24 protein-coding genes and 1 pseudogene are annotated in these 20,356 nt (G+C 46.0%); 24 read left to right on the plus strand and 1 reads right to left on the minus strand.

Annotated features, from left to right (window positions below; genetic code table 11):
* The first annotated feature begins 28 nt into the window (after positions 1-28).
* On the plus strand, positions 29-208 hold the full coding sequence (locus tag L0M14_RS07990; protein WP_235121643.1) for an aspartyl-phosphate phosphatase Spo0E family protein: 180 nt from the start codon (positions 29-31) through the stop codon (positions 206-208).
* 66 nt (positions 209-274) lie between these two features.
* Here the strand turns inward: L0M14_RS07990 and L0M14_RS07995 are convergent, their stop codons facing one another.
* Positions 275-2,197, minus strand: coding sequence for an FAD-dependent oxidoreductase (locus tag L0M14_RS07995; RefSeq protein WP_235121644.1), 1,923 nt, complete (start codon positions 2,195-2,197; stop codon positions 275-277).
* 162 nt (positions 2,198-2,359) lie between these two features.
* Here L0M14_RS07995 and L0M14_RS08000 point away from each other — a divergent pair, with 162 nt between their 5' ends.
* The 23 genes and pseudogenes from L0M14_RS08000 to L0M14_RS08105 all read left to right on the plus strand — a co-directional run bounded on the left by L0M14_RS08000 (position 2,360) and on the right by L0M14_RS08105 (position 20,353).
* Positions 2,360-2,668 (plus strand): hypothetical protein, encoded by a 309-nt coding sequence (locus L0M14_RS08000; protein ID WP_235121645.1) that lies wholly within the window; start codon positions 2,360-2,362, stop codon positions 2,666-2,668.
* A gap of 181 nt (positions 2,669-2,849) precedes the next feature.
* A complete protein-coding gene (locus L0M14_RS08005) occupies positions 2,850-3,200 on the plus strand; it encodes a histidine triad nucleotide-binding protein (protein ID WP_235121646.1) in 351 nt (116 codons plus the stop codon).
* A 101-nt stretch (positions 3,201-3,301) separates the two neighbouring features.
* A complete protein-coding gene (gene rpsU / locus L0M14_RS08010; RefSeq protein WP_010491812.1) occupies positions 3,302-3,475 on the plus strand; it encodes a 30S ribosomal protein S21 in 174 nt (57 codons plus the stop codon).
* A gap of 15 nt (positions 3,476-3,490) precedes the next feature.
* A complete protein-coding gene (locus L0M14_RS08015) occupies positions 3,491-3,934 on the plus strand; it encodes a GatB/YqeY domain-containing protein (protein ID WP_235121647.1) in 444 nt (147 codons plus the stop codon).
* Positions 3,935-4,071: 137 nt separating this feature from the next.
* Complete coding sequence (locus L0M14_RS08020) at positions 4,072-4,734, plus strand: NfeD family protein (protein ID WP_235121648.1); 663 nt, start codon at positions 4,072-4,074, stop codon at positions 4,732-4,734.
* An 11-nt stretch (positions 4,735-4,745) separates the two neighbouring features.
* On the plus strand, positions 4,746-5,738 hold the full coding sequence (floA, locus tag L0M14_RS08025; protein WP_405030824.1) for a flotillin-like protein FloA: 993 nt from the start codon (positions 4,746-4,748) through the stop codon (positions 5,736-5,738).
* Positions 5,739-5,751: 13 nt separating this feature from the next.
* A complete protein-coding gene (locus tag L0M14_RS08030) occupies positions 5,752-6,237 on the plus strand; it encodes a hypothetical protein (protein ID WP_235121649.1) in 486 nt (161 codons plus the stop codon).
* Between the two features lie 199 nt (positions 6,238-6,436).
* Complete coding sequence (yqfC, locus tag L0M14_RS08035) at positions 6,437-6,715, plus strand: sporulation protein YqfC (protein WP_235121650.1); 279 nt, start codon at positions 6,437-6,439, stop codon at positions 6,713-6,715.
* 36 nt (positions 6,716-6,751) lie between these two features.
* On the plus strand, positions 6,752-7,741 hold the full coding sequence (gene yqfD, locus L0M14_RS08040) for a sporulation protein YqfD (protein ID WP_260115448.1): 990 nt from the start codon (positions 6,752-6,754) through the stop codon (positions 7,739-7,741).
* Positions 7,731-7,946 (plus strand): sporulation protein YqfD, encoded by a 216-nt coding sequence (locus L0M14_RS30935; protein WP_260115449.1) that lies wholly within the window; start codon positions 7,731-7,733, stop codon positions 7,944-7,946. Before yqfD ends, L0M14_RS30935 begins: the two co-directional genes overlap by 11 nt.
* Positions 7,947-7,952: 6 nt before the next feature.
* On the plus strand, positions 7,953-8,915 hold the full coding sequence (locus L0M14_RS08045; protein WP_235121651.1) for a PhoH family protein: 963 nt from the start codon (positions 7,953-7,955) through the stop codon (positions 8,913-8,915).
* Between the two features lie 43 nt (positions 8,916-8,958).
* On the plus strand, positions 8,959-11,184 hold the full coding sequence (locus L0M14_RS08050) for an HD family phosphohydrolase (RefSeq protein ID WP_235121652.1): 2,226 nt from the start codon (positions 8,959-8,961) through the stop codon (positions 11,182-11,184).
* A gap of 35 nt (positions 11,185-11,219) precedes the next feature.
* On the plus strand, positions 11,220-11,750 hold the full coding sequence (ybeY, locus tag L0M14_RS08055) for an rRNA maturation RNase YbeY (protein WP_235121653.1): 531 nt from the start codon (positions 11,220-11,222) through the stop codon (positions 11,748-11,750).
* Positions 11,750-12,454, plus strand: coding sequence for a diacylglycerol kinase (locus L0M14_RS08060; protein WP_235121654.1), 705 nt, complete (start codon positions 11,750-11,752; stop codon positions 12,452-12,454). The genes ybeY and L0M14_RS08060 overlap by 1 nt, the downstream gene beginning before the upstream one ends.
* A gap of 16 nt (positions 12,455-12,470) precedes the next feature.
* Positions 12,471-12,890, plus strand: a complete 420-nt coding sequence (locus L0M14_RS08065) for a cytidine deaminase (protein WP_235122848.1) — start codon at positions 12,471-12,473, stop codon at positions 12,888-12,890.
* Positions 12,887-13,786, plus strand: coding sequence for a GTPase Era (era, locus tag L0M14_RS08070; RefSeq protein ID WP_235121655.1), 900 nt, complete (start codon positions 12,887-12,889; stop codon positions 13,784-13,786). Before L0M14_RS08065 ends, era begins: the two co-directional genes overlap by 4 nt.
* An 83-nt stretch (positions 13,787-13,869) precedes the next feature.
* A complete protein-coding gene (locus L0M14_RS08075; RefSeq protein ID WP_235121656.1) occupies positions 13,870-14,025 on the plus strand; it encodes a YqzL family protein in 156 nt (51 codons plus the stop codon).
* A gap of 29 nt (positions 14,026-14,054) precedes the next feature.
* Positions 14,055-14,804: a DNA repair protein RecO gene (recO, locus tag L0M14_RS08080; RefSeq protein ID WP_235121657.1), complete on the plus strand. Its 750-nt coding sequence runs from the start codon at positions 14,055-14,057 to the stop codon at positions 14,802-14,804.
* 177 nt (positions 14,805-14,981) lie between these two features.
* Complete coding sequence (locus L0M14_RS08085; protein WP_235121658.1) at positions 14,982-15,797, plus strand: pyruvate, water dikinase regulatory protein; 816 nt, start codon at positions 14,982-14,984, stop codon at positions 15,795-15,797.
* A gap of 91 nt (positions 15,798-15,888) precedes the next feature.
* Positions 15,889-16,347: a YaiI/YqxD family protein gene (locus tag L0M14_RS08090; RefSeq protein WP_235121659.1), complete on the plus strand. Its 459-nt coding sequence runs from the start codon at positions 15,889-15,891 to the stop codon at positions 16,345-16,347.
* Between the two features lie 58 nt (positions 16,348-16,405).
* Positions 16,406-18,252, plus strand: a pseudogene (gene dnaG, locus L0M14_RS08095) (DNA primase).
* A gap of 34 nt (positions 18,253-18,286) precedes the next feature.
* Entirely contained in the window at positions 18,287-19,402 is a 1,116-nt protein-coding gene (gene rpoD, locus L0M14_RS08100; RefSeq protein WP_235121660.1) for an RNA polymerase sigma factor RpoD, read from the plus strand.
* A 54-nt stretch (positions 19,403-19,456) separates the two neighbouring features.
* Positions 19,457-20,353, plus strand: coding sequence for a hypothetical protein (locus tag L0M14_RS08105; RefSeq protein ID WP_235121661.1), 897 nt, complete (start codon positions 19,457-19,459; stop codon positions 20,351-20,353).
* The last annotated feature ends 3 nt before the right edge of the window (positions 20,354-20,356 follow it).

The raw sequence follows: 20,356 nt of genomic DNA on the forward strand, positions 1-20,356 counted from the left end.
TGGACTGAAAACTAAAGGAGGGCTAAACATGAATGCATCGACGCAAAACCTGGTAGGACTGGAACGGATCATCGAAGATTTGCGAAAAAGGCTTCATGCGGCTGCGGCTAGCAGCTCGTTTTTAGACTCTGAAGTCTATCAATTAAGCGTCAAACTCGACTTGGCTATCGTTCAGTATTATGATCAAATGCTTCTCATCAAATCTTGATGGTTGAATAAACAAACTGCCCCAAATACCAAGGAAAACTCCTCTGGTGTTGGGGCAGTTTGTTTTTTAGGCATGCACTAATGCGTGATTGACTTCTTCAACGATCGACTGGGCTACACTTCTTGCACTTGAGAAGGCCCTTTCGGCGAGCTCACCCTTGCCGTTGCAGCCGTCTCCGCAGAAATAAAAAGGCACATTTTCAACGCGGGTCGGTAGCAATATATTAGATGCTATATTTTTCACACTAGAGACCATGGCTTTCTTGGAAACGCGTTTGACAGCCACTTCTTCACGCCAGCCAGGATAATGCTTATCAAACAAAGCTTCCATTTGCTGTGTTTTGCGTTCAAGGTATTGCTTGCGTTCTTCCTCACTGCCGAAGTCGTCACTCAAATAAGCGATACCTTGCAGTAATTGTCCGCCTTCGGGGACGAGCGTGTGATCTGTTGCGGATACGTCGCTAATGAATTGTTTGTTGTCCATATCGCTGATATAGCTGAAAGGTCTGGCAACGACGGACTTTAAGCCGATGTCGTACACCATAACTTCGGTAGCCGTATTCGCTTCATAAGGAGCAAGAAATGGCTCCCAGGCTGTGCCTTTAAGCAGCTTGACGACTTGCTGGACAGGCATGGCGAAAATAATTTTATCAAATGCTTCCTCGCGGCTCTTGGTTTGCAGAATAAACTTCTTATCCGCATACCGAATACTGTCTACACCTTCCTGGAGCGCGATCTGGAAGCGGCCGGAATTTTCTATTTTTTGCTTGAGCTGATTCGTGATGACAGCCCAGCTTCCGAGCACATAACTGACAGGCTTGCTGGACAGAAACAAGTTGTGATAATACTCGCTGATGACAGACCCTGAGACCTTCCGCGCATCCTCGGGAGCGATGAAGAAGTTGGAGCAAACTAGATGCTCCCAAAGCTCTTTGACATCCTCGTCTGCATCAGACTCAGCTAGATAGTCACCTAGTGTGTCATAATTTTTTAGCTGATGAATATTGGCGATAATAGCGGCGATTTCTCCGACAAATCTTACCTTCTGCATCGTACTTAGCAGATCGGTTTTTAGAATGTTTACGAAGTCGAGTGGAGCAGGTGTTAATTCATTGTGCTTGGCATACACGACGCGGCGTTTATCGACTTGCTTGGAGCTGAAGGATAAGCCCAGCTCACGTTCCATCAAGGTCAGTTTATGGCGATCAATGCCATAGATGGCATGCGCTCCATAATTAAGCGTAAAGCCGGACTTTTCATAAGTGAATGCCCGTCCTCCCAATTGTGGGCTGCGCTCGAAGAGCACTCCTTCTATATTCGAATTCTCAGATAAATAGGCGGCAGCAGTCAAGCCGGCTAAACCTCCACCGATAATGGCAACTTTCATGATATGTTCCTCCTTAGGGACTGACTCGACCCGAAGTGGTGCCAGGGCATCCTCTGAACGGAGTCCTGCCCACAGCCAGGCCAAATTATTTTTCATCAAATGTACGAGATTAGCTTCATCCTGCTTGCACCATTGCGTGAGTGTGCCTGTGTACAGGCATATCAGAAGTTCAACTTTTTGCTGATCCGGCAGCCAATGCTGCAAGCTTTCCGATAGTATGCGCAAATACCGATTTTCTTCCGATCTTACGGCTTCATTCTGGAGTGATACAGCTTGCAAGCTGCGGATAAGCCGGGGAGACTCTGTGATATTGGACGCTAAGTCTAAAAATAGTCGATTCATATGCCCTTCAAGTGACTGAACCTTAGATGGAGGCTGAGAAACCCATTCACGAATAAGCTCGATTTGTTTACTGTACAAAGCAGAGATAATGGCGTCTTTACTTTTAAAATAATGGTAAAACGTTCCTTTAGATGTTGACGTTGCCTCAATAATGTCGTCTACGGATACGTTCTCGTATCCTTTGTCCATAAACATGGCAAGAGCGGTTTCCATCATGGTTTCTCTTTTTTTGCGAGTCGAGGCTCTCATGAATTGATTCATTGGGATCACTTCCGTTCTTCCGTTCACATCAACGCTATGATGTATTATATGCGTAATTAGACTGTCGGTCTACTGAAAATTTATTTTAGTTGGGATACTCGTCTGTTAGTGGCCTTTTGCCTATACATGAATATGTTGTAGGTACGAAGGAGGCTGGATGAAATGAACAAGAAAGAAGCGCAAGCATTATGTTTCAACCACATGCACCGATATGTAAGTGTAACGATGAGCGATGGAGCTATGTTTGACGGAATCGTGGAGCATGTTGACGAAGACCAGCTCTATTTGGCAGTTCCGGTTGGTAACGTCGACCATGAGGCAATGAGGGCATTCGCGCCCTACCCATACGGGGGATATCCCTATGGTTATCCTTACCCCTATCCGGGCTACGGCTTTCCAAGAAGACGGTTTGTGCGTCAAGTTCTTCCACTTGCCGGTCTGCTGGCATTGTCCCTGCTGCCTTATTACTAAGCTGATAGGAATGACATTTTATTTGCATAAAGCGTCTTGAAATGAGCCATATTTCAGGACGCTTTTTTTATTGCGGTCATGTAATTTGTGCCATTTGCTTCTGCATTGGATTTTTTCACTGTTATTCGTTAAAATTAAACTTAATGCTGTTGTAGCAATATGAAGAGGAGTTAATGAATGGATGAGTGATTGTATTTTTTGCAAAATTGTAGAAGGCTCGCTTCCTTCGACTAAGGTGTATGAGGATGATCGGGTCGTTGCTTTCCATGACATCCAGCCTGCTGCTCCTATCCATATTCTCATCATTCCGAAGAAGCATTTTGCTTCTCTCAATGAAGCGGGGGAGTCAGATTGGGAAGTAATCGGACAAATTCATAAGGCTGCCCAAGAAATTGCTAAAAAACTGGACGTAGCCGATTCCGGCTATCGTGTTGTTACAAACTGCGGAAGCAACGCAGGACAAGTTGTGCATCATCTCCATTATCATCTGTTGGCAGGCGCCAAGCTTGCTCCTTTGGGTGTAGATAATTAATTGTCTAAAGGTTACGATTGACACCCTATAGTCAATCACATATAATGTAGTTTGATGAACCGCTTTGTCTTGGACGGTCTGTTCGGAGGGAGGGAAAACTGGTGTCAGAAACTCGAGTTCGCAAGAACGAAACTATAGATGCTGCACTTCGTCGCTTTAAGCGTTCCATCGCTAAAGATGGCGTTCTAGCAGAGGTAAAGAAACGCAAACATTATGAGAAGCCTAGCGTTAAGCGCAAGAAGAAGTCAGAGGCTGCTCGTAAGAGAAAGTTCTAGGAGGCAATTCAGGAAATGAGCTTAAGCGAACGATTGAACGAAGATATGAAGCAAGCGATGAAGAGTCAGGACAAGTTCAAACTCTCCGTAATCCGTATGGTTCGTTCTACTATCAAGAATTCCGAGATAGAACTGAAGAGGACCTTAGATGACAATGAAGTGCTTGACGTTCTAACTCGTGAGATCAAGCAGCGCAAGGATTCCCTCCAAGAATTTGAAAAAGCGGGCAGAGACGATCTGGCCGAAAACCTGAAGGCAGAACTTGTCGTTCTCTCAGCATACATGCCGCAACAGCTTTCTGAGGAAGAAGTGAAAGCCATTGTACAGCAGACCATCCAACAAGTTGGTGCTTCTTCCAAAGCGGATATGGGCAAAGTGATGAATGCTTTAATGCCACAGGTTAAAGGACGGGCTGATGGTAAATTGATTAATCAGCTGGTTCAACAATCGTTAACTTAACACGTGTAATAATAAGACCGGAGAGGTAATGCTCTTCGGTCTTTTTCTTTATTCTTTTTGAAACAAGTTGCAGGCTTCAACGTAAATAGGTATGCAGCGGTTTCTCATTTCAGGCTGTGGAGAGGAAGTGATGATGTGTGTTGGCTCAACTATCCGCTTTTTTAACTCATCCCGTCACGGCAACGGTGCTGCTTGTAGTGGGGATTGCAGGAATCGCGCTGGAGCTGTTGTTTCTGAGCAGCGGGTTATTAGCTGCCGCGGGGATAGCGGGATTCGGCATGTATTTTCTTGGCTACTACTTGGCGGGCTACGCAAGCCTAGGTGATTTAGCTGTTTTCGGTTTAGGGATCGTCCTGCTGCTTCTCGAACTCGTCGTACCCAGCTTCGGGATATTGAGCGTACTTGGTGCCATATGTTTATTTGGTGGTGTCTTGATGGCTTCCTCGGATCCTAAAGAAGCAGCCATCATCTTGGGCATTGCACTGCTCCTTTCAGTTGTCGTCATCGCACTTGCTGTGAAGTATTTCAATCATCGTGGCGTCTGGAATCGCTTTATTTTAAGAGAGCAATTAACGTCAGAGCAAGGCTTTACCTCTAGCCCAGATCGCGTATACTTGCTTGATGCCGAGGGAACGGCGATAACCCCGCTTAGACCGGCAGGGACAGCGCTCATCGGAGATGCTCGTGTTGATGTTGTAACAGATGGAGAATTTATTGAAAAAGGCAAGCCGATCAAAGTGACATACGTCGAAGGGAATCGAATCGTTGTAAAAGAGATTAGACCACTTGTGAATCCTTAGGAGGTTATTTCATGAATTTGGAACCGAGTTTATATTTACTCTTCTTAGCCGCAATTGTCATCATTGCGCTAGCGGTATTACTTAGTGTAGTGCCCGTTATGCTGTGGATTTCTGCATTGGCTTCAGGAGTAAGAATCAGTATTATTACACTCATTGCCATGCGGCTGCGACGAGTTATTCCTAGTCGAATAGTGAATCCAATGATTAAGGCAACCAAAGCTGGACTTAATCTGAGCATCAATCAGCTCGAAAGCCACTTCTTGGCCGGAGGGAACGTGGACCGTGTTGTGAATGCCTTGATTGCCGCCCACCGGGCCAATATCCATCTGGAATTCGAACGTGCTGCCGCGATTGATTTGGCAGGCCGGGACGTCTTGATGGCTGTGCAAATGAGTGTAAACCCTCGTGTGATTGAAACGCCTACCGTATCCGCTGTAGCCAAGAACGGTATTGAAGTCAAAGTTATTGCAAGAGTGACGGTGCGAGCTAACATTGACCGGTTGGTTGGAGGAGCAGGAGAGGAAACGATTATAGCCCGTGTAGGTGAAGGGATCGTTACTACAGTGGGCAGCAGCGACGCTCACAAGGATGTTTTGGAGAATCCAGATATGATTTCACGTACTGTGTTAGGTAAAGGGTTGGATGCCGGAACGGCGTTCGAAATATTGTCTATTGACATAGCTGATGTTGATGTCGGTAAAAATATTGGCGCTCATTTGCAAACAGAGCAGGCTGAGGCTGATAAACGCATCGCCCAGGCAAAGGCTGAGGAACGCAGAGCGATGGCGGTGGCCGCAGAGCAGGAGATGAAGGCCAAGGTCATTGAAATGCGTGCGAAGGTCGTGGAGTCGGAGTCGCAAGTACCCCTGGCGATGGCTGAAGCCCTTCGCAGCGGACAATTAGGTGTGATGGATTACATGAATTTAAAAAATATTGATGCAGACACCCAAATGAGATCCTCGTTAGGCAAGATGAACGATAGCGGCAAGGGCGAAAAGGAATAGGAGCTGATCTCGAGTGCAGTCATGGATATCTTTTCTTTTCGGTCATTGGTACGTGGTAATCATCGTAATCACGTTATTTTACCAACTGAGGAACAAAAGAGCTGCAACGGGTGACAGGAAGCAAAGCACACCAGCAGGCATGCCCTCATTTGGCGGAGGAGGCAAGGCATCCGCGCTCGGTAGACAGCCGGTGCAAGCACAACCGAAAAAGGATTTGACGAGAACAATAGACCGTGCGCAGGATTGGAGAAATTCTGTACACGATGAAGATCGTAATAGAATGCCCCGAGCGGAAGAGCAATCGAAGCAAACCATTCCCTCGTCTCAGACGGTATCGCCTTACGGAGCAATCCCTGCTGTTAGTGCTGCCCAGAGTACGCAGGCTGATGATTCAAATTACGTGAGTAGAGATAATCTTACAGCAAATCAATTGGCGCAAGGCCTCATATGGGCCGAAATTTTAGGTCCTCCCAGGGCTAGAAAGCCTTACCGTAAATAGGTTTACAAACAGAGTCGTCCTACTTCCTCATGGAGGAATAGGGCGGCTTTTTCTACATGTTAGATTTTTAAATTTCGGGGTTATTTATATGTCCATATCCGGTTTCTTACATAAATCTCAGCCCCTTCGCATATTTTGGTAGAAGTTTATTTGCTCCTGCCCGTCATCATCATCTTATTAGAGGGGGTACTGCCAAGCTATGCGTCGCTTGACCCGCAAATGGAACCAGTTTACGGCCAAAATCCTCGATCTTCCTCAGGACGTGGTACAGGATTTGCCGCGCATCACGATGATTGGCAACGTACAGCTTTACGTGGAAAATCACCGCGGCGTGCTTCATTTTTCCAGTGAGTCTTTGAGGCTCGAGCTAACAAAAGGAAAGCTGGAAGTGTACGGCAAAGAGCTTGTCATCCGAGCTATTTTATCTGAAGAAGTATTCATTGAGGGTCTTATAGATGATGTGAGGTATATACCTTAATCAGGAATTTGTGAAGAAAGCGGGAGGTCTGTTGAGATGAAGCAATCCATGTTCATTGCTCGAATCCGGGGGTATGTTCGCATAGAGCTGCGGGGAAAAGATTGCGAGAGATTAATTAACCCCATCATGGAGAAAGGAATCTCCATGTGGGACATACGGCCGAAGGACCGGAACAACATGGAGCTCTGCATCATGGTGAAAGATTTCTTCAGTCTTCGCCCGATTTTGAAAGGGACAGGCTGCAAGCTGCATGTTCTGGAACGGTTTGGCTTTCCTTTTTTTCTGGACAAACTCGGAAGAAGAAAGATATTCATTGGGGGCTTACTGACCTTCGTCATCGCTTTATACGTGCTTACGTCTATGGTATGGCAAATTAGTATTGAAGGTAACGAGCAAATTACCAAAGCGGAGATCATGCAGGCTGCTTCTCAGCAGGGCATACATAAATTTCAATGGAAATTCCGCATGAAGAGCTCTGAAGAGCTTTCTCGAGAAATTCAAAACATGCTCCCCCGAGCAGCGTGGGTAGGGGTCGAGATACGCGGGACACATGTTGTCATTAAAGTGGTAGAGGCAACAATACCGGATAAGAACCCGCTGATGAATCCGCGTAATTTAGTAGCCTCTAAGAATGCGCTTGTTACAGAAATCTATTCTGACAGAGGGCGGCCGATGGTTAAGCCGAATACGTATGTCCGTAAAGGGGACGTGCTGATCTCAGGAATTATCGGCGATGAAGAGAACAGCCAGGTTGTCGTGGCAAGCGGAAAGGTGAAGGGGATTGTCTGGTATACCTCACATATTGAAGCTCCTCTCACGAAAAGCTACAAGGCTTATACGGGCGAGTCATCGTATCGCAGATATCTGGTTTTTGGAACCAGAGCTCTTCAGCTTACAGGCTACGGCAAGCTTCCATATGAGGCATCGGAAATCATCCCGAACAGGAAGAAGCTTCAGCTAGGCGCATTTACACTGCCGGTTGGCTGGCTTTCCGAGAAGGTTATGGAGGGTTCAAATGATCAATGAACCCATCGATCTGGATACTGCGAAGAAGGCTGGTTTGGAGCAAGCAAGAGCCCGGCTTTTGGCTGCTTCTGGAAGCGATTCGCGCATTGTAGGTGAAAAAATTTTGCATGAGAAAACAGAGAATGGTAAAGTTTATATGGAAGTACATTTCGAAGTGGAAGAATATATAACCGAAGAGCAACCAATTGTCACACAAGGAGAATGAGGCCTGTTGGTAGAAAACGTACAAACCGTCAAAGTTGCATTGAAAAATCCTGCTGAGGGACTTGCGCTGTTTGGACCGCAAGACAAGTTTCTGCATTTGATCGAAAGGGAAATAACTGCGCAAATCTATACGCGTGAAGCGGAAATAACGATTCAAGGGGCTGCTGCCGAAGTGAACTCGCTTCAGCAGCTTTTTGAGGTTCTTGTTCAATTGATCCGCAATAACTACACGTTGACAGAACGAGATATTTTGTATGCCGTCGAGCTGGCCAAGCAAATGAAGGCCGATCAGTTGCTCGAGCTGTACAAGGGTGAAATTACAACAACTCATCGCGGCAAGCCGATCAGAGTGAAAACTATTGGTCAGAGGCAGTATGTAGCCACGATTAAAAAGAAAGACATTGTCTTTGGAATCGGTCCAGCAGGTACCGGTAAGACCTATTTGGCCGTCGTGCTGGCGGTTGCCGCGTTAAAAGAAGGCCAAGTGAAGCGAATTGTGCTTACCCGTCCTGCTGTTGAAGCAGGGGAGAGTCTAGGGTTTCTGCCAGGTGATCTACAGGAAAAAGTTGACCCGTATTTGCGACCATTGTATGATGCTCTTAACGACGTATTGGGTCCCGAGCAGGTTGCGAAGTCTCTGGAGCGGGGATTGATCGAGATTGCCCCTCTCGCCTACATGAGAGGTCGTACGCTCGATGATTCGTTTATTATTCTGGATGAAGCCCAAAATACGACGCCGGAACAAATGAAAATGTTTCTCACGCGACTTGGTTTTGGTTCTAAAATGGTAATAACCGGAGATGTCACACAGATCGATTTGCCGCGTGGAAAATCCTCGGGACTTGTTGAAGCGCAGCGAATTTTGAACAGTATTGCTGAAATTGGGTTTATCCACTTTGATGAACAGGACGTTGTACGTCATTCACTCGTTCAAAAGATTATTGTTGCCTATAACGAAGCGAATGACTAAGAGTTAGAATGTTTGATTTGTAGAGAGGAATGAGACCTCCGAGATGAAGAATGAAGTGCAGATTAAAGGCAAATTTCATTATCGGCTGATCGGATGGAAATACAGCAACTGGGTGCGTGCCTTGTTATTTCTCCTCCTGGCTCTACTGTTTTATGGATCTCTGTATACGAAGCTTGTCCCACAGGTCTACGATATACAGCTTGGAGCGATTAGTGAGAAGACGATATATGCACCGAGGCAAATCGAGAATGCAGTTGCCACCGAGCAGGCCAAGGAAGACGCCGCCAAGCGGGTACAGCCGGTTTACCAGGTTGTAAACCTTAGGAACGATGCACTGATTGACGCGATTTTTGACAGGCTTCTTCTGATTAACAGTGATGAAGAAGTGAAATTTGATGACAAAGTGAGTATATACAGACGTGTAATTCCGCAATTAATCAGTGATTTAGAGAGCGAATCCATTAAGTCTCTGCAAGCCAGCGGCCAATATAATGATCAGCTGATGGAGCAGATCAGCCAAGGGTTAACGGAGCAGCAGTATAAGCTCCCCGAGGAAGCGTATTTTAAGCTTCCTAGATTAACCAAAGAGGACTTGGCCGCCATGCTTCCAGTCACGAAAGATATCGTGTCCAAGTTAATGAACGATCAAATTTTGGATGCTCAGCCTGCTCGCGCTAAAGTGGCCGAGCTTGTCAATACTTCACCTCTTACGAAGAATACGACAAGGGAAATGGTAACTGAAATCGCGCGGGCAGTCATTACGCCGAACAAGTTTTATGACCAAAAAGGCACCGATGACGCAAGGGGACAAGCAAGAGAAAGTGTAAAGCCGGTCTTTATCAACAAGAATGAAGTGCTGGTCAATGAAGGCGACGTAATAACGGAAGAAATCTATGCCAGGCTAGATACGTTGGAGCTGCTGAAAGATAAAGCGAACCATCTTCCACAGTTGGGATTAGTTATTTTGTCTATTTTGCTGTCCTTTGTTATGGTGATGTTCGTGAAGCAGAGTGTTTTACCTATCCAATACAACAACTCGCAGTTAGTGATGCTACTGCTAATATTTATCATTAATACAGCTGCGATGAAAATTATATCGTTAGGTCAAAACCTGGACTACCCACATATCGGATACTTGGCTCCAACCGCTCTTGGAAGCGTTTTGATCGCGATATTATTGGATGCGCCGATTGCTTTTATTTCTTCCGTTCTTTTTTCCTTAATGGCGAGCATCATTTTTAATACCGAGCATGTGCAGTTGTTTGATTTTAGATACGGGCTTGTCAGTCTGGTCATCTGTTTTAGCGCTGTGTTTGCTATCCAGCGTGCCAGTCAACGCGCAACAATATTAAAAGCCGGTCTTATGATCTCGTTCTTTTCTATGTTAACCATTACTTCGGTTATGCTGCTGGAGGATCAATGGACGCAGAAGGATGCTTTGTTTTCGCTGTCGTTTGCAGCTGCCGGAGGACTGCTTACAGCCGTATTCGTCATTGGACTGCTGCCTTTCTTTGAAGCTGCTTTCGGGATTCTGTCTCCATTGAAGCTGGTGGAGCTGTCGAATCCGAACCATCCGCTTCTCCGTAAGCTGCTTACAGAGACGCCGGGTACTTACCATCATAGTGTTATGGTCGGGAATTTGTCCGAAGCTGCTGCCGAATCGATCGGTGCAGACGGTCTGCTGTGCAGGGTAGGCTCTTACTATCACGACGTCGGGAAAACCAAAAGGCCAAGCTATTTTATCGAGAATCAGACGAACATTGAGAACCCACACGACCGTATCGATCCGAACCTAAGCAAATCCATCATTATTGCACATCCTCGTGATGGCGTGGAGATGCTGAAGGAGTTTAAAATGCCGAAACCGATTCGCGACATTGCGGAACAGCATCATGGTACGACTTTGCTGCATTACTTCTACCACAAAGCAGTCAAGCAGGCGGAGGAGGAAGGAAGCGACAAAGAGTATCGGGAAGAGGATTTCCGCTATCCGGGTCCTAAAGCACAGTCCAAAGAGGCGGCGATTGTCGGAATTGCCGATAGTGTGGAAGCCGCTGTTCGGTCACTTAGAAATCCGACACTCGAGCAGATCGATTCGATGGTTCATAAAATTATTAAATCCCGGTTGGACGACGGTCAATTTAACGAGTGCGACCTGACGCTCAAGGAATTGGATACGATCGCCAAAACGCTGAATGAGACGCTGCTTGGTATCTTCCACTCCAGGATTGAATACCCAAGCGAACTAGCGCCCAAAAAGGCAAATTAATAAGCAGTTGACAGCAATTCAATTGGAGGTGCCTTATGACAGGCGATTTAACACTTGAGTGGAGCAGCGAGCAAGAGATAAGAGAAATAACACCTAGCTTTATTGCTAAGCTGGAGGAACTTCTTCGTCTGGCTGGTGAGCAGGAGAATGTAACTGTGGGCGAAGTCGCCCTTACATTTGTTGATGATGATGCTATTCATGAACTGAATAAGCAGTATCGCGGAATGGACAAACCGACGGATGTGCTTTCCTTTGCAATGAGTGAATTCGGCGAGGATGAGATTGAGATTAACTATGAGGATGACGGAGACTCGCTGCTCGACGAGGAAGGCGAAGACGATGTCGCGGAGGCGTTCATTGAGCCTCTAGGTGATATCATTATTTCGGTTCCCCGCGCTATTGAGCAAGCCGAGGAATACGGCCACTCTGTTGATAGAGAGCTCGGATTCTTGTTCGTTCATGGTTTTCTACATTTGATCGGATATGATCATCAGTCAGAAGAAGAAGAAAAAGTCATGTTTGCCAAGCAAGAGGCGATCCTGCAAAAGGCAGGCTTGATGCGATAATGGCCGGCGGCTTCCGCAATTGGCGCAGGAGCTTCCGTTACGCGTATGAAGGAATTAAATATGCTTTAGACACGCAGCGCAATATGAAATTCCATTTTTGCGTTGCGTTTCTTGTTCTGTTGGCCGCATTATTGTGCCGATTGCCTAAAACAGATATTCTGTTTATTTTATTGGCGGTAACACTGATGATTGTGACAGAGCTGATCAATACGGCAATTGAAAAAACAGTGGATTTGGCAATGCCAGACCGCCATCCATTAGCGAAGATAGCCAAGGACGTCGCTGCGGCGTCCGTATTAGTTTCAGCCGGCTTCGCCGTGATTGTGGGGATGGTCGTGTTCTATGAACCGCTGGACCTTTTGTTCAGGCGATCGAAGCTGCAAGATACCCCCGTGACGGCAGGAACAATATGGGTTCTTATTGCGCTTGTGGTTCTCACCGTGATTGTCATCGAGACACGCTTCTCTGACAAAGGAAAGCTTGTTCGTCCCAGTCTTTTGTCGGCAATCGCCTTTGCGGTGTCAACCGTTATTGCTATATTTACAGGGATCACAATCGCCGCGCTGCTTGCCTATCTGTTAGCTTTCATGATATCTATGATTTTATATGATAAAAAAACACGTCCATTCGCACCGCTGTTCATGGGAGCTGTGATCGGAGCGGCGGTCGTCATTTTAGCATTTGCATGCTATCAATTTATGTAGGAAGGCTGGGATGTATATGAATGCTCAACAATTACTTCAATCTGCTGCAGAAGCTAGAAATAGAGCGTACACCCCTTATTCCCATTTTAAAGTCGGAGCCGCGCTTCTAGGAGCTGACGGTCAGATTCATATGGGATGCAACATCGAGAATGCCGCTTATGGTCCGACGAACTGTGCAGAACGGACCGCTCTCTTTCGCGCGGTAGCTGACGGCCATTCGCCAAAGTCTTTTCATGCTATTGCAGTCATTGGAGATACCGAAGATCCTATTGCTCCTTGTGGAGTCTGCCGCCAAGTGTTGGTTGAGCTTTGCCGGCCGGATATGCCTGTTTACCTGGGCAATTTGAAGGGTGAGATGCTGAAAACAACCGTGGCTGAGCTGCTTCCCGGAGCGTTTACACCTAAAGATTTACAATCATTGGAGGAACAAGAGTGAGTAAAAAAGAATTTAAGTCAGGATTCGTGGCGATCATCGGCCGGCCGAATGTCGGCAAATCAACATTGATGAATCATATTATCGGCCAGAAGATTGCCATTATGTCGGACAAACCGCAAACGACACGTAACAAAATTCACGGCGTCTATACGTCCGAAAACGGTCAAATTGTATTTCTCGATACCCCGGGAATCCATAAACCCACATCAAAGCTCGGGGATTATATGAGTAAGGTTGCGCACGGTACTCTTGGTGAAGTGGATGCCGTACTTTTCTTAGTAGACGTAGCCGAAGGTATCGGAGGCGGAGACCGGTACATCATAGAGCAGCTGAAGCGGGTGGAAACGCCGGTTATCCTCGTTTTGAATAAAATTGATAAAGTGCACCCGGAAGATCTGCTTCCTATCATTGTCAATTATAAAGATTTGTATCCTTTTGCTGAAATCGTTCCGATCTCCGCATTACAAGGCAGTAATGTGACAACGCTGCTGGAGCAGATTGTTAAATATTTGCCGGAGGGACCTCAATATTATCCTGCCGATCAAGTGACCGATCATCCGGAGCAATTTGTTTGCGCCGAGCTGATCAGGGAAAAAATCCTTCATATGACGAGGGAAGAGATTCCGCATTCAATTGCTGTTCAAATTGAAGATATGCGAGTCGAGGAGAATGGATTAGTGCGAATTTCTGCGGTCATTTTCGTAGAAAGAGATTCGCAAAAAGGGATTATTATTGGCAAGCAAGGCAGCCTTCTTAAGGAAATCGGCAAGCAAGCGAGACATGATATGGAAGCGCTCCTCGGCTCCAAGACGTTTCTGGAGCTGTGGGTAAAGGTGAAGAAGGATTGGCGCAATCATGAGCGCGTTCTGCGTGATTTGGGCTTTCGCAATGAGTAAATAGTGCCAGTTATTGCTTCGCATAGTTCAGCCTCTCGTGTACCATCCTAAGTACATCACGATCGATGGGGAGGATGCTGAACATGAAAGACTTTTCGTGGAAGTATTTTTCAATGACCGGTGATGTGGATGCCTACCTGCTTTACAAACAGGTTGCCGGGGCAGCTGATACTGCTCCAGAAGTTCAGGTAGAAGACCAAAGTAACGAAGAGCCGCTGGATATTCAGGAACTTAGCTAAATCTCCCGCGGTACTATGGGGGAAGAATAGTGCTTCGCAGCTTACAAGGGATTGTTCTCCGTAGTATGGACTATGGAGAAGGGAATAAAATCATAAGCCTCTTCACGCCTGAATTGGGAAAGGTAAGCCTAATGGCTAGAGGCGCGAAAAAAGTGAAGAGCAGACATGCCGCCGTTACGCAGCTATTTACGTACGGCGATTTTGTGTTTTTCAAAGCTGGCGGACAGATGGGCACCCTCAATCATGGTGAAATTGTCGAAGCTCATCATAAATTGAGAGAAGACCTTTACATGTCCGCTTACGCCTCTTATTTGGTTGAAATGACGGATCGGATGCTTGGGGATGAAGAAGGCAGTGCCTATTTATTCGAGCAGCTAAAGGCAGGGCTTACTGCTATCGAATCCGAGAAAGATATGCAAATTGTGGTTCATCTGTATGAAATGAAAATGTTTGAATTAGCCGGATATTTACCCGTAACTGATGCTTGTGCTGCTTGCGGTAACCATATGGAGCTCACCATGTTCAGTCCTTCACTTGGAGGATGCTTATGTGCCCGCTGCCGATTTAAGGACAATCAGGCCATTGCTATATCTGAAGGAACGCTTAAGCTTCTGAGACTGTTCACCCGTATGGATATCCGGCGACTTGGTTCTGTTCAAGTAAAGCCAGAAACGAAAACGGAGCTTAAGATTTGTATGAGAAGCTATATGGATTTTCATATCGGCATACAGTGGAAATCTCGCAGCTTCATAGAGCAAATGGAGGAATACGACATATAACGACATTTATCGCACTCATTTGACACATGTCTTTGCCTTTGATATGATTTGGTAAAACGTCTCGCCGGCCGCGCAATTTGCGAACTCGGTGAGTTTTTTTGTGCTTTCGTTCTGTTCCGGTAAGTTGTACATACTAATGACAATAGGCAGTCCTTGCTGAAAGGAGTATCGGATCATTTGGAACATCCATCGTCAACTCGCGTATATGTCGTCTCCGATTCTGTAGGAGAGACCGGGGAATCGGTTGTGCGAGCAGCAGCCATGCAGTTTTATCCGGCCCAGGTCGAAATCGTGCGTGTTCCTTTTATACAGGAAACCGAAGGCATCGATAAAGTGCTAAATACGGCGCAATCTCAAGGAGGTATCGTCGTGTTTACGCTCGTGGTACCGGAGCTGAGGCAATATTTGATCGAGCATGCGGGAAAGCTAGACATTTCATACATTGATTTATTAGGTCCAGTCATGGCTTCATTAGGCAATGCCTTGAATCAGGAGCCACGCAGACAGCCGGGTATGATTCATCCTCTTGACGAGGACTATTTTAAAAAAGTTGAGGCTGTGGAATTCGCTGTAAAATACGATGACGGCCGAGATTTCAGTGGTATTCAAAAGGCGGATATTGTCCTTGTAGGGGTATCCAGAACGTCGAAAACTCCGCTCTCCATGTATCTTGCCCACAAAAGCTTTAAAGTGGCCAATGTACCGTTGGTACCCGAGATGCAGCCGCCGGATCGGCTCTATGCAGTGCCTAAAAACAAAGTAATCGGACTTCGAATAGATCCGGATAAATTGAACATTATCCGTCAGGAGAGGCTCCGGACGCTAGGTCTTGCAGAAAATGCAACCTATGCGAATGTGGAACGTATAAAACAAGAACTGGAATTCGCGGACAAAATTATGTCGAAGATCGGTTGTGTAGTATTTGATGTCTCGAACCGGGCAGTAGAGGAAACGGCCAGCTTGATACTAGATTATATCGAAAGGGCTCGATAAGGTTTTTTATCGTCTGACAAGCAGGATTTTTTGTAAGTCCATCGTATATAATATTACGGTGGGATTTCGACATCACACAGGGGGCTGAGGAATGCTAAGATCAAGATCCATTATCGTTGACGCCGACGCTTGCCCCGTGAAAGCCGAAATCGAGCAAGCCGCTATGCAGTACGGTATACAGGTCATACTGGTCGCATCCTACGATCATCGAATGAAAGCAAGCGCTCAATCCAAAGTCGTTCAGGTAGACCGTTCAGACCAATCTGTCGATTTATACATTGCCAATCATATTCATGAAGGGGATATTCTGGTAACGCAGGACTTTGGACTTGCTGCACTTGGACTTGCCAAAGGGGCGATTGCACTTGGTAATCGTGGACAGGAGTATACGAATTCGACGATTGATTTCTTGCTTGATCGCCGCCATGAATCCGCCAAACAGCGTAGAAGTGGCAAGCACAGTAAGGGACCAAAACCGTTTACAGACGCGGATCGACAACAATTTCTACACAGTCTGACAAAAGTTTTATTAAATTATGCAGGAAAATGAAAACAAGTAGCGAATTACAATAAGTCGAAAGCTACCTGAATTGTAGGTGGAAATAAGAATGAGGAACGGACGCATACCTGATGAGGTCATCGATACTGTCCTCAAGCGAACTGATATTGTAGAAGTGATCGGCAGGCATGTTCATCTAAGCAAGCAAGGGCATTACATGAAAGGGCTGTGTCCTTTTCATTCCGAAAAAAGCCCATCCTTCACTGTGACTCCCGAAAAGCAGATTTACCGTTGCTTTGGTTGCGGTGCCGGTGGCAATGTGTTTCGCTTCCTAATGGAACTCGAAGGACTCAGCTTTTCTGAAGCTGTCACAAGACTTGCAGAGGAAGCAGACATACCGGTGACTTGGGATGAAGCCTCTGAAGAATTGACGGAACAACAGCTTGAAAAATCTAGTCTTCTGAAGGCTTATGATTTTACAGCGAAGTTTTATCATTACATCTTAAGTAATACCAAGCAAGGCAAAACGGCAAAGGATTACCTTCAGGCCAGAGGGATTTCCGATAAACTGATCGATACCTTTCAGATTGGTTATGCGCCTGCCATGTGGGATACTCTGGTGCAACAGCTTGAAAAACGAGGGTTTTCACTGCCATTGATGGAGCGAGGCGGTTTGATCTCGGCCAGGCAAGAAGGCGGAGGTTACGTAGACAAATTTCGTGACCGCGTGATGTTTCCGATTTGCGATGCCAACGGCAGGGTTATTGCTTTAGGCGGCAGAGCGATGGGAGAGGCTTCACCCAAGTATTTGAACAGTCCCGAAACCATGCTTTTTAATAAGAGCCGAACTATGTATAACTTACACCTGGCAAGACCTAATATGCGCAAGCTGGGGCAGGCAGTTTTGTTTGAAGGATATGTAGATGTCATTAAAGCGTGGGATGCCGGAATTGTAAATGGTGTGGCAACCATGGGTACAGCATTGACGAAAGAGCATGCGGCTATATTAAACCGTAGCGCCGATAACGTTGTCGTATGCTATGATGGCGATTCGGCTGGACAATCAGCTGCTTTCAAAAGCATTCCGATTCTGGAAGAAGCGAAGTGCAGAGTGACGGTAGCGATGCTGCCGGATGGTAAGGATCCAGACGAATACGTGAGCACATATGGTTTTGACCGATTCGTACGGGAGATTGTTGAACCTGCCGTACCATCGATGAAATATAAGCTTCTATATATTCGTAAAAATTTTAAGCTGCACGAGGACGGTGACCGCCTTCGTTATCTGCAATCCGCAGTCAAAATGATTGCCGATGTTCCTTCTCAGGTGGAAAGAGAACATTATTTGAAACAGTTGGCTTCCGAATTCCCAGATTCGTCTTACGAGTCCATGAAGCTTGATCTCCATGAGATCCTGCTCCAAAAGGAAAAAAGAAAGACGAGGGGGATAATAAACCATTTCTGTGGAATAATGTTATGAATAATGGGAGAACAGCGGAACGAACACCCGCCCGTACACCGGCTTTGATGCCGGCCTACCACAATGCGGAACGTCTGCTTCTTGCCGTGATGATGCATGACCGCGAAGTATGCGCACATGTGGAGTCTCAGTTAGGCGACAATTTTAATGTCGAAGCTCATGCAGGTTTAGCTGCTTATTTATACGCTTACTATGCTCAGAACGCTGAGCCCGATGCAAGCCGATATATCGCCATGCTGCAGGACGAAAAGTTGGAGAGCTTAGCCAGCTCCATCGTTATGATGGGAGCGGGGCATGGAATGAATGATCAGGTGATTGACGACTATATTCGCCAAATCCGCAAAGTTCCAATGCAAGAAGAAGTTGAGCGTAAAAAAGAAGAAAGACTCCGAGCTGAACGGAACGGAGAACACCTGAGAGCTGCACAAATTGCAATCGAGATTATAGCCCTAGAACAGCAATTGAAGTCAACATGATTTACTCAAAGCTAGGGAGGAGGGAGTCCGTACTATGGCGAATGATCAACGTACCGAATTAGAGACAGAATTAACCTTGGATCAGGTGAAGGATCAGCTCATTGAGCAGGGGAAAAAGCGCTCATCTCTTACTTACAAAGATATTATGGAAAAGCTCGCTCCCTTTGATCAGGATCCGGAACAAATCGACGAATTTTTCGAACAGCTCTCAGAGCTGGGAATTGATGTAGGCAACGAATCAGATGATGAGTCCATTAATCCAGAAGATCAGGAGCATGATGAGTTTAATTTTGATGATGACCTGGCGCTGCCGCCCGGGATTAAAATTAACGACCCTGTGCGGATGTATTTGAAGGAAATCGGACGGGTACCGCTTTTGTCTGCAGAAGATGAAGTTGATTTGGCTAAGCGTATTGAGAACGGCGATGAGGAAGCCAAGAGAAGGTTGGCAGAAGCGAACCTAAGGCTGGTCGTTAGTATTGCTAAACGATACGTAGGCAGAGGAATGCTGTTCCTTGACTTGATTCAAGAGGGCAATATGGGCTTAATTAAAGCCGTTGAAAAGTTTGACCACACCAAAGGTTATAAGTTTAGTACCTATGCGACATGGTGGATTCGTCAAGCGATTACGAGGGCGATTGCGGACCAAGCAAGAACAATCCGGATTCCAGTACATATGGTGGAAACCATAAATAAGCTGATCCGCGTATCTCGGCAGCTTTTGCAAGAGTTGGGGCGTGAACCTACTCCGGAAGAGATCGCGAAAGAGATGGATCTCAGTACGGACAAAGTTCGTGAGATTATGAAGATTGCTCAAGAGCCGGTATCGCTCGAAACACCAATCGGTGAAGAAGACGATTCTCACTTGGGTGACTTTATTGAAGATCAGGAGGCATTGGCACCAGCTGATGCAGCGGCATATGAGCTTCTGAAAGAACAACTGGAAGATGTACTGGACACGCTAACAGAAAGAGAAGAGAATGTGCTTCGTCTTCGCTTTGGGTTGGACGATGGCCGGACTAGAACTTTAGAAGAAGTAGGTAAAGTATTTGGCGTTACTCGTGAGAGGATTCGTCAAATCGAAGCCAAGGCACTGCGTAAATTAAGACATCCAAGCCGAAGCAAGCGATTAAAAGATTTCTTGGAATAGCATAAAACGCTGTATGAAGGCCCTGCCATTAACGGCGGGGTTTTTCTATTTGCCGTGAAAATTCCACTAAATCCTAGAGCCTATTCCGCCGATATACAAGCTAGGGAAGGTGAGCTCATTCATGGATTCCGAAAAAGAAAACTGATTGTAAAAGAAATTGAACATTGGCGCAGAAGTAAATTGCTGCCCGAGCATTATTGTGATTTTCTCATGAACCTGTATTTGGAAGAAGGGGCCTCTAAACCGAAATCGGTTATGGGTATTTCCGCTTCCTCTGTTACAAACAGTAACTGGAAAATCTGGATGGTCACAATGGCAGTGTTAGCCGCTGTTGCCTTATCTGCTCTTAATTTTAACTCTTTTGGAATGCCAATGCAAATTGGAATTTCCACTGTTTTTGTCGTATTTTGTTACATATTGGCATTCCGGCAAAACAAGAAAGCGCCTGCAATCAGTTACTTGCTTAGTGGAGCTGCTTCCATTGTGATGCTGATGATTGGTGTGTACTTGTTACATATTCATGATATACAATCGCCTTATGCATATGTAGGTTATCTAGCGTTCTGTAGTTTGGTTTGGCTGATCTCTGGTATTGCAGGACGTATGGGTATTTTTCAATTTTGCGGTTGGATAGGATTAACAGGCACGTATGGCTGGCTGCTTCTTAGGCAGTTGGATCAGCCTGGTATACTTGCGCTTGAAATCAGCTGGATTCCGGTTAGTATCATACTTATATGGATTGCTTGGCTTGCACATCATACAAATAAGCAATCCGCAGGTGTGATGATGTTGGTTGGCGTATTGGTGTGGTTTGCACCGGAGGCGATGACATTCTTGGTTGATTCCGACATCAGCGCGAAGGTAGTCCAGCTCATGTTTACGGGCAAACTGGTTTCTGCTGGATTAGCGCTTTATTTGTTACGTAAAAAATGGGTAGAGTGGGTAATGTAAATG

This window comes from Paenibacillus hexagrammi (assembly GCF_021513275.1).
Taxonomy (GTDB): Bacteria; Bacillota; Bacilli; order Paenibacillales; family NBRC-103111; genus Paenibacillus_E; species Paenibacillus_E hexagrammi.